At 72.5% G+C, this 13,685-nt stretch carries 12 protein-coding genes; 8 read left to right on the top strand and 4 right to left on the bottom strand.

The annotated features are described in order from the left end of the window. Positions 1-45: 45 nt before the first annotated feature. Complete coding sequence (locus ACIQH8_RS15300) at positions 46-1,299, bottom strand: cysteine desulfurase-like protein (RefSeq protein ID WP_401000207.1); 1,254 nt, start codon at positions 1,297-1,299, stop codon at positions 46-48. Between the two features lie 54 nt (positions 1,300-1,353). Here ACIQH8_RS15300 and ACIQH8_RS15295 point away from each other — a divergent pair, with 54 nt between their 5' ends. Then, positions 1,354-2,445, top strand: coding sequence for a serine hydrolase domain-containing protein (locus tag ACIQH8_RS15295; RefSeq protein WP_401000205.1), 1,092 nt, complete (start codon positions 1,354-1,356; stop codon positions 2,443-2,445). A gap of 34 nt (positions 2,446-2,479) precedes the next feature. On the opposite strand, the gene ACIQH8_RS15290 is transcribed toward ACIQH8_RS15295, so the two are convergent. Further along, on the bottom strand, positions 2,480-3,475 hold the full coding sequence (locus ACIQH8_RS15290) for an SIS domain-containing protein (RefSeq protein WP_401000203.1): 996 nt from the start codon (positions 3,473-3,475) through the stop codon (positions 2,480-2,482). Next, positions 3,439-4,617: a hypothetical protein gene (locus tag ACIQH8_RS15285; RefSeq protein WP_401000201.1), complete on the bottom strand. Its 1,179-nt coding sequence runs from the start codon at positions 4,615-4,617 to the stop codon at positions 3,439-3,441. The genes ACIQH8_RS15290 and ACIQH8_RS15285 overlap by 37 nt, the downstream gene beginning before the upstream one ends. A 120-nt stretch (positions 4,618-4,737) precedes the next feature. Here ACIQH8_RS15285 and ACIQH8_RS15280 point away from each other — a divergent pair, with 120 nt between their 5' ends. From ACIQH8_RS15280 to ACIQH8_RS15265, 4 genes are read left to right on the top strand one after another with little or no spacing between them, the layout of a single operon-like run. Beyond that, complete coding sequence (locus ACIQH8_RS15280) at positions 4,738-5,841, top strand: spermidine/putrescine ABC transporter substrate-binding protein (protein ID WP_401000199.1); 1,104 nt, start codon at positions 4,738-4,740, stop codon at positions 5,839-5,841. 11 nt (positions 5,842-5,852) lie between these two features. Beyond that, positions 5,853-6,755 carry an ABC transporter permease gene (locus tag ACIQH8_RS15275; protein WP_401000197.1) on the top strand — a complete coding sequence of 301 codons (903 nt, stop codon included), beginning with the start codon at positions 5,853-5,855 and terminating at the stop codon, positions 6,753-6,755. Beyond that, positions 6,748-7,587, top strand: coding sequence for an ABC transporter permease (locus ACIQH8_RS15270; protein ID WP_401000195.1), 840 nt, complete (start codon positions 6,748-6,750; stop codon positions 7,585-7,587). Before ACIQH8_RS15275 ends, ACIQH8_RS15270 begins: the two co-directional genes overlap by 8 nt. Continuing rightward, positions 7,584-8,726, top strand: coding sequence for an ABC transporter ATP-binding protein (locus ACIQH8_RS15265; protein ID WP_401000193.1), 1,143 nt, complete (start codon positions 7,584-7,586; stop codon positions 8,724-8,726). Before ACIQH8_RS15270 ends, ACIQH8_RS15265 begins: the two co-directional genes overlap by 4 nt. Here the strand turns inward: ACIQH8_RS15265 and ACIQH8_RS15260 are convergent. Then, positions 8,708-9,316, bottom strand: coding sequence for a TetR/AcrR family transcriptional regulator (locus ACIQH8_RS15260; RefSeq protein ID WP_401000191.1), 609 nt, complete (start codon positions 9,314-9,316; stop codon positions 8,708-8,710). The genes ACIQH8_RS15265 and ACIQH8_RS15260 overlap by 19 nt on opposite strands. Positions 9,317-9,449: 133 nt before the next feature. Here ACIQH8_RS15260 and ACIQH8_RS15255 point away from each other — a divergent pair, with 133 nt between their 5' ends. From ACIQH8_RS15255 to ACIQH8_RS15245, 3 genes are read left to right on the top strand one after another with little or no spacing between them, the layout of a single operon-like run. Then, positions 9,450-10,793 (top strand): glycosyltransferase, encoded by a 1,344-nt coding sequence (locus ACIQH8_RS15255; protein ID WP_401000189.1) that lies wholly within the window; start codon positions 9,450-9,452, stop codon positions 10,791-10,793. Next, the gene (locus ACIQH8_RS15250; protein WP_401000187.1) at positions 10,790-12,202 is read left to right on the top strand and encodes an NAD(P)/FAD-dependent oxidoreductase; all 1,413 of its coding nucleotides are present in this window, start codon (positions 10,790-10,792) and stop codon (positions 12,200-12,202) included. Before ACIQH8_RS15255 ends, ACIQH8_RS15250 begins: the two co-directional genes overlap by 4 nt. Before the next feature lie 13 nt (positions 12,203-12,215). Further along, positions 12,216-13,673, top strand: a complete 1,458-nt coding sequence (locus ACIQH8_RS15245) for an aminobutyraldehyde dehydrogenase (protein ID WP_401000185.1) — start codon at positions 12,216-12,218, stop codon at positions 13,671-13,673. Positions 13,674-13,685 lie beyond the last annotated feature (12 nt).

Below are 13,685 nucleotides of genomic sequence, written 5' to 3'. Positions count from 1 at the left end.
GCGGAGGAAACGCCCCGGTTCGTCGCGGTCCCGTCCGGCAGCCGATCAGGTGACGGCGCGGCGGAGGCCCGCGATGAGCCGCTCGACATCGTCGTCGTCCGTGTAGGGCGCGAGCCCGATGCGCAGTCCGCCGTCGTCGCCGAGTCCGAGGTGCCGCGACGCCTCGAGGGCGTAGAAGTTCCCGCTCGGTGCGAGCACGCGGTCGGCCGCGAGGGCCTCCGAGACGGCGGATGCCTCGTGGCCGGCGAAGGTCGCGAGCAGGGTGGGGGTGCGCAGCGAGGCGCGCGAGTGCACGGTCGTGCCGGGCAGGTCGGCGAGCGCCGATTCGAGGCGGGCGAGCAGACGGGACTCGTGCTCGTGCAGTGCGGCGTACGACGCGGCGAGGCGCGTGCGGCGCGAGTCGGGGGCATCCGTCGCAGTGCCGGTGCCGCCGCCGGCATCGCCGGCGGGCCGGTCGGCCGGCTCGGCGAGCGAGGCGAGCACGTCGACCGCCGCCGTCACGCCCGCGAGGAGTTCGTACGGCAGCGTGCCGAACTCGAACCGCTCGGGCACCACGTCGGTCGCGGGCAGCAGCTTGTCGGGCGTGATCGTCTCGAGGAGCGCCGGGTCGGCGACGAGCAGCCCGCAGTGCGGGCCGAGGAACTTGTACGGCGAGCAGGTGAGGAAGTCGGCGCCGAGCTCGCCGAGGTCGGGCAGCTCGTGGGCGGCGGAGTGCACGCCGTCGACGAAGAGCAGGGCGCCGACGGCGTGCACGGCCGCGGCGATCGCGGGCACGTCGGGCATCGTGCCGATGAGGTTCGACGCGGCCGTCACGGCGACGAGCCGGGTGCGCTGGGTGAGGGCGGATGCCACGGCGTCGACCGGGAGTTCGCCGGTCGCCGGGTCGAATGCGACCCACCGCACGGTCGCGCCCGCGCGCTCGGCCGCCTGCACCCACGGGCGCACGTTCGCGTCGTGGTCGAGCCGGGTGACCACGACCTCGTCGCCCGGACCCCAGCCCGTCGACAGGTGACGCGAGAAGTCGTAGACGAGCTGGGTCGCGCTCCGGCCGTGCACGACACCGCGCGGGTCGGCGCCCGTGAGGTCGGCGACCGCCGCCCGGAACGCCGCGACCGCGGCATCCGCTCGCTGCGCCGATTCGCCGAGCCGCCCGCGGTTCGAGAGCGGGCCCGTGAGTGTCGCGGCGATCGCGTCGCCGACCTGTCTCGGCGCCTGCGTGCCGCCCGGGCCGTCGAAGAGCGCCCAGCCGTGCCGAAGTGCAGGGAACCAGGATCGGATGCGGGCGACGTCGTAGGCCATGCGTGCGAGCGTAGCCCCGCGCCGGGCTCAGGGACGGCGAGTAGCATGCGCCGTATGGCCGCGCACCGCGTGGCGCCCCGGCATCCGCATTCGCACCGGCACGTCGCAGCCGCTGTCGTCGCGGCGGTCGCGATCGGGGCGATGAGCGGATGCGTCTCGGGCCCGCCGTACGATCAGCTCCTCACCGGCGACGAGGAACTGCTCTCCGTCGTGCGCGTGCAGTACACGAACGCCCGGGACCGCGTCGCGATCGCCCTCATCGAGGCGGACGAGGTCCGGACCGCGTTCGTCTCCGCCGATGCGGGCACGCGGTTCGGCTTCGGCGGCGCGACGAGCGCGCTCACCGGCCTGCTCCTGGCCGACTCGATCGACCGCGGCGAGGTCGCGATCGACGACCCCGTGTCGGCGTACCTGGACCTGGGGGACGCGCCGGCCGCCGGGCTGTCGCTCCGACGCCTCGCGACCCATCGGGCGGGGCTCCCGCAGGACCCGCTCGGGCCGGAGGCGTACGAGCCGGCCGCAGCGCCCGGCGAGCGGGCCCTCGACCGGGGCGGCCTCGACGCCCTGCTCGCGCGGGTCGCCTCGCTCGACCTCGTGCCCGAGCTCGAGTACAACCCGAGCGATTTCGACAGCGCGCTCGTCGGTCAGTCGCTCGCGGCGGCGACCGGCACGAGGTACGCCGACCTCCTCGCGGAACGGGTGTTCGCGCCCGCCGGGATGTCGGACGCGCTGGTGGTGGAGTCGGGCGACCTGCTGCCCGACGGACTCGCGCAGGGTCACGACCGGCAGGGCGAACGGGTCGCCGCGAGAGGGGCCGGGGCGTATGCGCCCGCGGTCGGCGCCGTGGTCACGCTCGACGACGCGGTCGCGCTCGCGCGGGCGATCGTCGACGGCCCCTTCGCCGACAGCGCCGCCCTCGACCCGGTCGCCGCCACCCGGTGGCCGCAGATCGAGGTCGGACTCTTCTGGGAGCGCATCTCCTCCGACGACGGCGACGTCGTCTACATCACGGGCTCGGCCGAGGGGTTCACGGCAGCGGTGCTCGCCGACCAGCGTGCCGGGCGCGCAGCCGTGCTGCTCGCCAACTCGGAGGAGGCGTGGCCCTGGCTGCGGCTGCGGCCGCTCCTCGCCCTGGTGGTCGGTTGAGCGGCGAGCGCGTCCGGTCGACCGGGCGGGACGCTCAGCCCGCCGAGCGGGTGTGCGGCGCCGGCACGGTGCGTCGACGGTCGGCGACGAGTTCGCCGAGCAGCGTGTCGGCGAGCGCGGCGACGGTCGGATCGTCGTCGCCCGGGTAGCGGACGGTGAGTTCTGCGCCGTCGAGCGCCCCGCCGACGGCGGCGAAGCGCGAGCCACGCCGGTGCATCCAGTCGAGTGCTTGGGTGTCCCACGCGGAACCGGCGAACACGAGCGCGCGGTAGTCCTGCGTCTTCGTGAGGTAGACGTCGACGTGCGACCAGTCGCCGGTCTCCGACGCGAACGCGCCGAGGCGGGGCACCTCGCGCAGCATGAGCGCCGACTGCTGGGCGCTCGAGAGGCGCTCGGCGGGCGCGAGCGTCCACGTCCCGTCGGGACCGGTGAGCAGGTCGGCGAGCGGGTCGAGCCAGTCGGCGGATGACTCCAGCAGCGCGGCATTCGCGTCGGCCGCGCGTCGCACCGCCACCGCGTCGAACCGCGCGGCGGGCGCCGTGCCGAGGAGCTCGGCGAGCACCTCGTCGAGCACGGCGAACGTCGCCCGGAACGTGCGGCACGCGACGCCCGACGCTTCGACGCCGGCGCCGAGCGGCACCACGACGTCGGCGGCCTCGGCGAGCGGCGACTCCTCCCGGTTCGTGATCGCGACGAGCCGGCCCGTGCCGCGGTAGCGCTCGATCGCGCGGAGCACCTCGACGCTCCCGCCCGTCGCGGAGACCGCGACGACGACGAGGTCGTGGGCCGCGGGCGGGAGCAGCTCCACGCTCGCGAGCTCCACGAGCACGTTCGCGCCGACGGCGCGGAAGCGACGGGCGACGACCTCGGCGGCGTAGCGGCTCGACCCCATGCCGACGACGAGCACCCGTGAGGCGCCGAGCAGCGCGAGCCGGTCGAGGCCCGCGAGGCCCGCATCGAGTGCATCGGCGAGTCGGCCGAGCGACTCGGGGATCAGGTCGAGGTCGGCTCGAAAGGCGGCGGTGTCCACGGGTCCTCCGGAAGCTCGTCGGTCGAGGGGTAGCGGTGCGTGATCGCGGCATCGGGTGCGTAGGCCCAGCGCGGGAGGTACCGGTCGGCGTACGTGAGTTCGGCGGCCAGTTGCTCACCCTCGAGCCCGGGCAGGAGCGCGGGGTCGAACAGCTCTCCTCGCACGAGGGTCGCACGGTAGGCGTCGAGCAGCGAGCGGCGCGCGCGGTCGGCCCATGCGAATGCGGCCGGCTCGACGCGTCCGATCCGCTTCTGCGCCACTGCCGCGACGAGGTCGAGGGACACGAGCAGGTGCGCCACGTCGCGAGCCGCGGCATCCGTGCGCCCCCGCTCGGCGGCCTCGAGCTGCGGGTCGCCGTCGAAGTCGATCACGGTGTAGCGCGGCGGCGTCCCGGTGGAGCGCAGCACCTGTCCGACGTGCAGGTCGCCGTGCAGGTCGAAGGCGAGGCCGGGCGCCGCGGCCCCGAGCGAGCGGATGTCGCGGCGCAGTGCCTCGGCACGGTTCGCCAGTCGCGCGGCCGTCGGTCCGCCCGAGCGGCGGGTCGCTTCGAGTGCGGCGTCGAGCGCCGTGCGCGCGCGCTCCGCGCGCTCGGCCGGAGCCGGGGCGGGGGCGGCCACGGCGTCCGCGCCGAGCATGTCGTGCAGTCGCGCCACCGTTGCGCCGAGCGCCGCGGGGAAGTCCGGCTCGCTGCCCGTGCCCGCGAGCAGCGCGACCACGTCGTCGACCGCCCAGTCCCAGCCGTCCTGCGCGCCGGGCAGGTACTCGGTGACGATCGCGAGCGTCGACGTGCCGAACGACGGATGCCGCCAGTCGACGCGGCCGGCGTAGCCGGCGACATCCGTCGACCCCGCCTCGGCCAGCCGCTCGAGCAGGTGCGCCGCGCGATCGGCCGCCGCCCAGCGGCCCACGACCTTCACGACCAGGCGCTCGCCGACGATGACCGACGTGTTCGTTTGGTCGACCGCGATCGCCCGCTCCGCGGCATCCGCCGGCACGCTCGGATCGACCAGTCGCGCGAGTTCGCGTGCGATGCCGTCGCCCGCAGCCGGTCGGGAGCCGTCGAGCGCGACCTCGCCTCCGGGCGCGACCGACAGCGCGCGGCCGGCGATCTCGGGCCGCTCGCCCCGGAGCAACGAGTTCATTGAATTCGGATTGTAACAACTGTGCAAAACCGGCTCTAGAGCGTCCCGAAAACCATTGCGGTTTCTTGATGCCCGGTGCAACAATTCCTCAACCTTTCCGACGTCCCCAGGAGGTACCTCATGCCCACCATGCGTCGCATCTCCACCGCAGCGGCCGGCACCGCTGCAGTCGTGCTCGCACTGACGTCCTGCGCCGGCGGCGACAGCGGCGACGGCTCCGACATCGACCGCACCGCCGACATCTCGGAGCAGACGCTCACCGTCTCGATCTGGGCCGACTACTACCCCGAGGACCTCGCCGAGCAGTTCGAGGCCGAGACCGGCGTGAAGACGACGATCGTGAACCACACGACCAACGAGGACGTCGTCGCGAAGCTCACCGCGAGCTCCGACCCGGGCATCGACGTCGCTTTCGTGTCGGGCCAGTACGCGCAGGCGCTCGCCGAGCAGGGCCTGCTGCAGGAACTCGACAAGGAACTCGTGCCCAACGAGTCCAACCTCTACCCCGAGGCGCTCGAGCTCGACTACGACCCGGGCAACGTCTACTCGGAGCCGTACGCGTGGGGCACCACGGGCCTCTGCTACCGGCCCGACCTGACCGGCTTCGAGCCGACCTCCTGGAACGACCTCCTGAACCCCGTCCCCGAGCTCGAGGGCAAGACCACGATGCTCTCGACCGACCGCTGGCTCTCGATGCCCGCGCTGAAGGCCGCCGGGCACTCGCTGAACACGACCGACGACGCCGAACTCGAGGAGGCCAAGGCCCAGCTCATCGAGACGAAGCCGACGCTGCTCGCCTACGACGACACGACCTTCTACTCGAAGCTCGTCTCCGGCGAGGCCGCGATGGTCGAGGCGTGGGACGGCTGGTGCAACTACGGCATCGCCGAGAATCCCGAGATCGAGTTCGTCGTGCCCGAGGAGGGCGCCGACCTCTGGGTCGACACGATGACCGTGCTGAAGAGCTCGGAGAACAAGGAGGCCGCGATGGCCTTCATCAACTACATCCTCGACCCCGAGGTGCAGACCTGGGTCGCCGAGAACATCCTCTACAAGGTGCCGAACCAGGTCGCCATGGAGGCGCTCGACCCGGCGCTCGTCGAGTCGTACCCGACGCTCGGCATCACGGTCGACGAGCTCTTCGAGCAGGAGGTGATCGTCGACCTCGGCGAGGACTCGCTGAAGTACGTCGACCTGAACGCCGAGGTCCTCGCCACCAACTGAGCCGGAGCGCCGTGACCACCACGACCGACCAGGCGACCCCCGCCGTGCGCGCCCAGCGCGCCCGGCGGGGGCTCGCCGCCGCACCGTTCCTCGCGCCCGGCCTGCTCTTCCTCATCGTCTTCATGGCGATCCCGGTCGGGCTGCTGGCGTTCTACACCTTCTTCCGTCGCGGCCGCTTCGGCGGCCTCGTGTTCGAGTTCACGCTCGACAACTGGGCCAAGCTCGCAGAACCGCTCTACGTCGGCGTCATCCTGCAGTCGATCGGCCTCGCGCTCGTCGTCACGCTGCTCGCCCTGCTCATCGGCTACCCGATGGCGTACGCCATCGCCGGGCTCTCGCCGAAGTGGCGCACGATCGCGCTCATCGCGGTGGTCCTGCCGTTCTGGACGAACTTCCTGATCCGCACCTACGCGTGGATCCTGCTGCTCAACAACGCGGGCTTCGTCAACCAGTGGCTCCAGGCGCTCGGTCTGACGGACGACCCGATCGCGATGCTCTACACGCCGCAGGCCATCGTCGTCGGACTCCTCTACATGTACCTCCCGCTCATGGTGCTGCCGCTCTACGCGTCGCTGCAGCAGCTCGACCCCGCGCTCCGCGAGGCCGCCACGAACCTCGGCGCCTCGCCGTGGCGCGCGTTCCGCACCGTCACGCTGCCGCTCTCGCTCCCGGGCGCGCTGACGGGGTGCATCTTCGTGTTCGTGCCCGCGATGTCGAACTTCGTGATCCCCGAGCTCATCGGCGGCGGCAAGACGATCATGATCGGCAACCTCGTGCGCGACCAGTTCTTCGAAGCCCGCGACTGGCCCTTCGGTGCGACGCTCGCGCTGGTGCTCACGATGCTGCTCATCGTCGTCATCGTGGTCCAGGCCGCGGTGACGCGGCGCCTGAACGAAGGGCCGCGACATGGCTGACGCGACCGCACCCGCGAGGACGGATGGCACGGGCGCGCCGCGCACGCGACCGGCGCGCCGCGGCCGGCCCCGCGGCATCCTCGTGCCCCTCTGGCTCGGGTACGTCTTCCTCTACCTGCCGATCCTCGTCGTCGTCGTGATGAGCTTCAACGAGTCGCGCAACCTGTTCGTCTGGACCGGCTTCTCGCTGCGCTGGTACCCCGAGCTCTTCGCCGACGCGGCCATGATGCAGGGGCTCGTGAACACGCTCATCGTGGCGACCGGGGCGACGCTCATCGCGACCGTGCTCGGCACGCTGCTCGCCTACGGCATCCACCACTACACGCGCGGGGGGCTCATCCGGGCGTTCGCGATCGCGCCCGCGATCCTGCCCGACCTGCTGCTCGGCATCGGGCTGCTCACGTTCTTCTCCCTGCTGAGCGTCACGCTCGGGCTGCACTCGGTGATCCTCGCGCACGGGGTCTTCGCGACGGCGTTCGTCACGGCGATCGTGCTCGCGCGGATGGCGAACCTCGACCCCAGCCTCGAGGAGGCCTCGCGCGACCTCGGCATGGGTCCCGCGAAGACGTTCCTCCGGATCACGCTGCCCCAACTCGCGCCGGGCATCCTCGCGGGCGCGCTCCTCGCCTTCACGCTCTCGCTCGACGAGTTCGTCATCGCGTTCTTCACGACCGCTCCGACGCAGCCGACCCTGCCGATCGTCATCTACTCCATGGTGCGCTTCGGCGTCACGCCCGAGGTGAACGCCCTCGCCACCCTCCTGCTGCTCGTGAGCATCGTCGCGGTGATCTCGGCGCAGCGCCTCACCCGACTGACAGGAACCACCCGATGAACGCCGAACCGACCGCCGAACCCCTGCTCCGCGTCGACGGCGTCCGCGCCGTGTACGGCGACACCGTCGCCCTGCACGACATCTCGCTCGACATCGCGCACAACGAGTTCTTCGCGCTGCTCGGCCCGTCCGGTTGCGGCAAGACGACCCTGCTGCGCTCGATCGCCGGTTTCGAGACGCCCGCCGCCGGACGGATCACGGTCGACGGGCTCGACCTGCTGGGCCTGCCCGCCCACAAGCGGCCGGTGAACATGATGTTCCAGAGCTACGCGCTGTTCCCGCACCTCTCGGTCGAGAAGAACATCGCGTACGGGCTCGAGGCCGAGGGCGTCAGCCGTGCCGAGATCCGCACGCGTGTCGGAGAGGTCATGGAGGTCGTCCGGCTCGGGCATCTCGCCAAGCGCCGGCCGTCGCAACTCTCGGGCGGGCAGCGGCAACGCGTCGCGCTGGCTCGCGCGATCATCAAGCGGCCGAAGCTGCTGCTGCTCGACGAGCCGCTCTCGGCGCTCGACCGCCAGGTCCGCGCCTCGATGCAGCTCGAGCTCAAGCGCCTCCAGCACGAGGTCGGACTCACCTTCGTCGTCGTGACGCACGACCAGGAGGAGGCCATGTCGATGGCCGACCGCATCGCGGTGCTCAACGAGGGTCGCCTCGAGCAGCTCGCGACCCCGCAGGAGCTCTACGCCGAGCCCGTGTCGCGGTTCGTGGCCGCGTTCATCGGCACCGCGAACCTCCTCGACGGCGACGCGACCGCCGACGGCGTGGCCGTTCCCGGGATGGGGCTCGTGCGCGCGTCGCACGCGCTCACCGCCGGGTCGCCCGCGACCGCCGTTGTGCGTCCGGAGGACGTCAAGGTCGGCGCCGACGTCTCCGGAGGCCTGCGCGGCACGGTCGTCGACACGTACTTCCTCGGCGGCGCCTCGACGATCTCGGTCGAGGTGCCGGGTCTGCCTGCGCCGATCCTCGCGAGCGTGCACGGTGCGACGCGCCTCGCGCGCGACGCCGAGGTCGGCGTGACGTTCGGGCGGGCGACGGCCGTGCCGCGCGACCCGTCGCAGCCGCCGTCGTTCGGGACGACGATCCCGACGACCGCGATCCCGGTGACGGATGCCGCGGAGCCTCAGGACGTCAGCGCGTGACCCGTCGCCAGGCGCGCGTACTCGCGCAGGAGCTCGGCCGCCGCGGCGCGGTCGAGCGTCGGGTGCTTGGCGACGATGCGATAGCCGTACGCGTCCTCCAGGGCGACGAGGTTCCGCGCGATCACGAGCGTCGGCTGCGCGAGGGCGAAGAGGCCGCGCGCCGCGCCCTGCTCGAGCACGACCTGGTACATGCCGACCTGGCGGTCGTAGAGCGTGGTGAGCAGCGAGGCCATGAGCGGGTTGCGGCCGGCCGATCCGCCGAGCTCGCAGAGCAGGCGCACCTCGGTGTCGTCGGAGCCGCTCGGCAGGCCGGAGTCGATGAGGGCGACGAGGCGCACGACCGGGTCGTCGGGCAGGCTCTCGAGCATGCGGACGCGCCCCTCGTAGAAGCGTTCCATGCCGGCACGGTTCGCCTCGAACATGAGCTCGTCGATGTCGGGGTAGTAGTAGAGCACCGCGCCGGACGTGAGCCCCGCCTCTTCGGCCACGCGGTTGAGCCGCGCCCCGTCGGGGCCGTGCGCCGCGATCGCGCGCTGCGCCGCCGCCACCAGCTGGCTGCGACGCTCCTCCTGCCGCTTGGGCCTCGCCATGGTGCTCCCTCCCGAGCGGACAGATTGTCTGCACTGCCACGCAATGTTAGCCCGTATCGACCGTGTGAAACAGGGTTTCGAGCGTGCTGAATTCTCTATAACCTGCTGCAAAGAATCGATGAACGGAGTCGCCATGACCGACGCTCGCCGCACCTTCCTCTTCATGCCCGAGAGTGCCTACGGCCCGACTAACAACTGCGTCGGGATCGCCAACGAGCTGCTGAAGCAGGGCCACCGCGTAGTCTTCGCCGCCGAGCGGTCGTGGGAGGGCAAGCTCACCGCGCTCGGCTTCGAGGAGGACCTCGTCGACCTGGCACCCGCGCCCGAGCCGGTCGACGGCGAGGAGGTCGAACAGGACGCCGGCCAGTTCTGGAAGGACTACATCAAGGAGGTCGCCCCGGAGTTCCGGAAGACGACCGCCGAGCAGCTTGAGACGGTCACGCTCCCCATCTGGGAGGAGCTCGTGAACGGCGCGAAGTACTGCGAGCCGCAGCTGAAGGCGATCATCGCCCGCGTGCGCCCTGACGTGATCGTCGAGGACAACGTGCTCGCCTTCCCGGCGCTCGTCACCGCGGGCGTCCCGTTCGTGCGCATCGTGAGCTGCAACCCGCTCGAGATCCCCGGCGACGACATCGCGCCGGTCTTCTCGGGGCTCGGTGAGGACGACCGCGAGGGCTGGGCCGCGTTCCGCGCGGAGTACGAGCGCACGCACCGGCCGCTCTGGACGTCGTTCGACGCGTGGGTGCAGGAGCAGGGCGCGCCGCCGCTGCCCGACCTCGAGTTCATCCACACGGGCGACGCGAACCTCTACGTGTATCCCGAAGAGCTCGACTACACCGACGTGCGCCCGCTCGACGAGACGTGGCACCGCCTCGACTCGTCGGTCCGCGAGACCGAGCAGGCGCCGGGCGACCTGCCCGCGTCGTTCACCGACGGCAGCCGGCCGCTGGTCTACTTCAGCCTCGGCTCGCTCGGTTCGGCCGACGTCGACCTGATGAAGCGCGTGATCGACGCGCTCGCCGAACTGCCCGTGAACGTCATCGTCTCGAAGGGCCCGCTGCACGACGAGTTCGAGCTCGCCGACAACATGTGGGGCGCCGAGTTCCTGCCGCAGACGAAACTGCTGCCGCTCGCCGACCTCGTGATCACGCACGGCGGCAACAACACCACGACCGAGGCCATGCACTTCGGCAAGCCGATGATCCTGCTGCCGCTCTTCTGGGACCAGTACGACAACGCGCAGCGGGTCGACGAGCGGGGCTACGGACGCCGCCTCGACACCTACGGCTTCACGCCAGACGAACTCCGTCGGGCCGTCACCGAGCTCCTCGCCGACGACGCGCTCCGCGCCCGCTCCGACGCCGCCGGTGCCGCCATCCGCTCCCGCCACGGTGTCGTGAAGGCCGCCGAGATCATCGCGGGCGTCGGGCTCCCGGTCGGGGCCGGCGTCGGCTTGGGTGCCGCGGGGGCCGAGTGAGCGGTTCGATGACGGATGCCGCGGCCGCGGCGATCTCGGACGCCGCGCCGCGGCCCTACTGGACCGACCGTCCCGAGGCGCCGGCCCTGCGGTCGGCACTGGCCGGACGCCAGGAGGCCGACCTCGTCGTCATCGGCGCCGGGTTCACCGGCCTGTGGGCGGCATGGCGGGCGCTCGAGCGCGGTGACGCGGCATCCGTCGTGGTGCTGGAAGCCGAGCGCGTCGGGTACGGGGCCAGCGGCCGCAACGGCGGATTCGTCGCCTCGTCCCTGACGCACGGGCTCGCCCACGGCACCATGGTGTGGCCCGACCAGGTCGGCGCGCTGCACGAGGAGGGCGAGCGGAACCTCGCCGACCTCGTCGCGACGATCGAGGCGGCCGGCATCGACTGCGACCTGCGGCGGGTCGGCAAGACGACGCTGGCGGTCGAGGACTGGCAGGTCGCGGGCCTCCGCGAGGCGGCCGAGCTCGGCGAGCGGCACGGCGTCGCGCTCGAGCTGCAGTCGCGCGACGAGGTGCAGGCCGACGTCCACTCCCCGACCTACCTCGCCGGGCTCCGCGACCGGACGGGCACGGTGCTCATCGACCCGGCGAAGCTCGCGTGGGGCATGGCGGCCGAGCTCGAGCGGCGCGGCGTGCGGATCCACGACGGGTCGCGTGCGACCGGCATCGACCGGGCCGGCTCCGGCGTGCGCGTGCGCACCGACCGGGGCGAGGTGCTCGCGCGCGCCGCGGTCGTCGCGACCGCCGCGTACCCCGCGCCGCTTCGGCGCCTCGGGTCGTACATCATGCCGCTCTACGATCACGTGCTGATGACCGAGCCGCTCAGCGCCGCGCAGCGCGAGTCGATCGGCTGGGCCGAGGGCCAGGGGCTCACCGACGCGGGCAACCAGTTCCACTACTACCGGCCCACCGCCGACGGCCGGATCCTGTTCGGCGGCTGGGACGCGGTCTACCACCGCGGCGGCCGCGTCGATGCGGCGTACGAGCAGCAGGGCGGCTCGCACGCGTTGCTCGCACGGCACTTCGTCGCGACGTTCCCGCAGCTCGAGGGCGTTCGATTCACGCACCGCTGGGCGGGACCGATCGACTCGACGACCCGATTCACCGCCGCCTACGGCACGGCCCGCGGCGGGCGCGTCGCCTATGCGGTCGGCCACACCGGCCTCGGGGTCGGCGCCTCTCGGTTCAGTGCGGATGTCGCCCTCGACCTCCTCGCGGGCGAGCCCACGTCGCGCCTGCGCTACGACATCGTGCGCCGCCGGCCGTTCCCCGTCCCGCCCGAGCCGTTCCGCAACCCGATCATCCAGTACACGCGCCGCAGCATCCTCGCGGCCGACGCGCACGAGGGCCGTCGCAACCTGTGGCTGCGCACGCTCGACCGCTTCGGCCTCGGCTTCAACTCCTGAAAGGCACCACCACATGACCACCACGGGCACCTTCATCGGCGAGTACCGCGCCGGCACGGGCGGCGACGCCGTCATCGTGAACCCCGCGAGCGAGGAGGAGGTCGCGGCCTACCGCGAGTCGGGGCTCGCCGACGTCGACGAGGCCGCCGCTGCGGCCCGCGCGGCGCAGCCCGACTGGGCCGCGAAGACGCCGGGGGAGCGCTCGCTCGCGCTGCTCCGCCTCGCCGACGCGATCGAGGCCGACGCCGAGCACCTCGCGAGGCTCGAGGTCGAGGACTCGGGCAAGCCGTGGACGACCGCCTTCGACGGCGAGCTGCCCTTCGCCGTCGACAACCTGCGGTTCTTCGCGGGCGCCGCGCGCTCCCTCGACGGCACCGGCGCCGGGTCGTTCTCGAACGGCTACACCTCGATCCTCACGCGCCGGCCGGTCGGCGTCGTCGCGGGCATCACGCCGTGGAACTTCCCGCTCATCATGGCGATCTGGAAGGCCGGGCCTGCGCTCGCCGCGGGCAACGCGGTGATCGTGAAGCCCGCTCCCGCGACGCCGCGCACCACGCTGCGACTGGCAGAGCTCGCGGTCGAGGCCGGGCTGCCCGCGGGCCTGTTCGACGTCGTGACCGGCGGTGCCGAGGTCGGACAGGCGCTCGTCGCGCACCGCGAGGTCGACATGGTGAGCGTCACGGGTTCGACCCAGACGGGCAAGGCCGTGATGCGCGGCGCGGTCGAGGGCGTCAAGCGCGTGCACCTCGAACTCGGCGGCAAGGCGCCCGTCATCGTCTTCTCCGACGCCGACCTCGGTGCGATGGCGCAGGCGGTCGCGCTCGGCGCGACCTACAACACCGGCCAGGACTGCACGGCCGCCACCCGCGTCTACCTCGAGCGCTCGGTGTTCGACGACGGCGTCGCCGCGCTGCGGCAGGCCCTCTCGGGCGTCGTCGCGGGCGACCCGATGGACGCCGGCACGCACATCGGACCGCTCATCTCGCGCGGGCACCGCGACCGCGTCGACGGGTTCGTCTCGCGGGCCGTCGCCGAGGGCGCGGAGGCGCTGGTCGGCGGCCACGCGATCGACCGCACCGGTTCCTACTACGCGCCGACCCTCCTGGTGGGCGCGGCGCAGTCCTCGGAGATCGTGCAGGGCGAGGTGTTCGGGCCCGTGCTCGTCGCGCTGCCGTTCGACGGCGAGGCCGATGGCATCCGACTCGCGAACGACAGCGCCTACGGGCTCGCCTCGTCGGTCTGGACGTCGGATGTCGCGCGCGCGATGCGCGTCAGCCAGTCGCTCGACGTCGGCGTGACGTGGGTGAACGACCACCTGCCGATCGCCTCCGAGGCCCCGCACGGCGGGGTCAAGGGCTCAGGCTTCGGCAAGGACATGTCGCTCGAGCCGTTGCTCGACTACTCGGTCACGCGCCACCTCATGATCCGCCACGCGCCGCCGCCCGAGACCTCCGGGTTCCGCCCCGCCTGAGCGGCGGGCCCG

This window comes from Agromyces sp. GXQ0307 (assembly GCF_044769845.1).
In the GTDB taxonomy this organism is placed as follows: Bacteria; Actinomycetota; Actinomycetes; order Actinomycetales; family Microbacteriaceae; genus Agromyces.
The sequence above is the reverse complement of the archived record's forward strand: the minus strand, read 5'-3'. Positions and strand labels throughout refer to the sequence as shown.

Coding starts and splice junctions, on each gene's coding strand:
- ACIQH8_RS15300 (WP_401000207.1), bottom strand. CDS start 1,299: ATGGCCTACGACGTCGCCCGCATCCGATCCTGGTTCCCTGCACTTCGG.
- ACIQH8_RS15295 (WP_401000205.1), top strand. CDS start 1,354: ATGGCCGCGCACCGCGTGGCGCCCCGGCATCCGCATTCGCACCGGCAC.
- ACIQH8_RS15285 (WP_401000201.1), bottom strand. CDS start 4,617: ATGAACTCGTTGCTCCGGGGCGAGCGGCCCGAGATCGCCGGCCGCGCG.
- ACIQH8_RS15280 (WP_401000199.1), top strand. CDS start 4,738: ATGCCCACCATGCGTCGCATCTCCACCGCAGCGGCCGGCACCGCTGCA.
- ACIQH8_RS15270 (WP_401000195.1), top strand. CDS start 6,748: ATGGCTGACGCGACCGCACCCGCGAGGACGGATGGCACGGGCGCGCCG.
- ACIQH8_RS15265 (WP_401000193.1), top strand. CDS start 7,584: ATGAACGCCGAACCGACCGCCGAACCCCTGCTCCGCGTCGACGGCGTC.
- ACIQH8_RS15260 (WP_401000191.1), bottom strand. CDS start 9,316: ATGGCGAGGCCCAAGCGGCAGGAGGAGCGTCGCAGCCAGCTGGTGGCG.
- ACIQH8_RS15255 (WP_401000189.1), top strand. CDS start 9,450: ATGACCGACGCTCGCCGCACCTTCCTCTTCATGCCCGAGAGTGCCTAC.
- ACIQH8_RS15245 (WP_401000185.1), top strand. CDS start 12,216: ATGACCACCACGGGCACCTTCATCGGCGAGTACCGCGCCGGCACGGGC.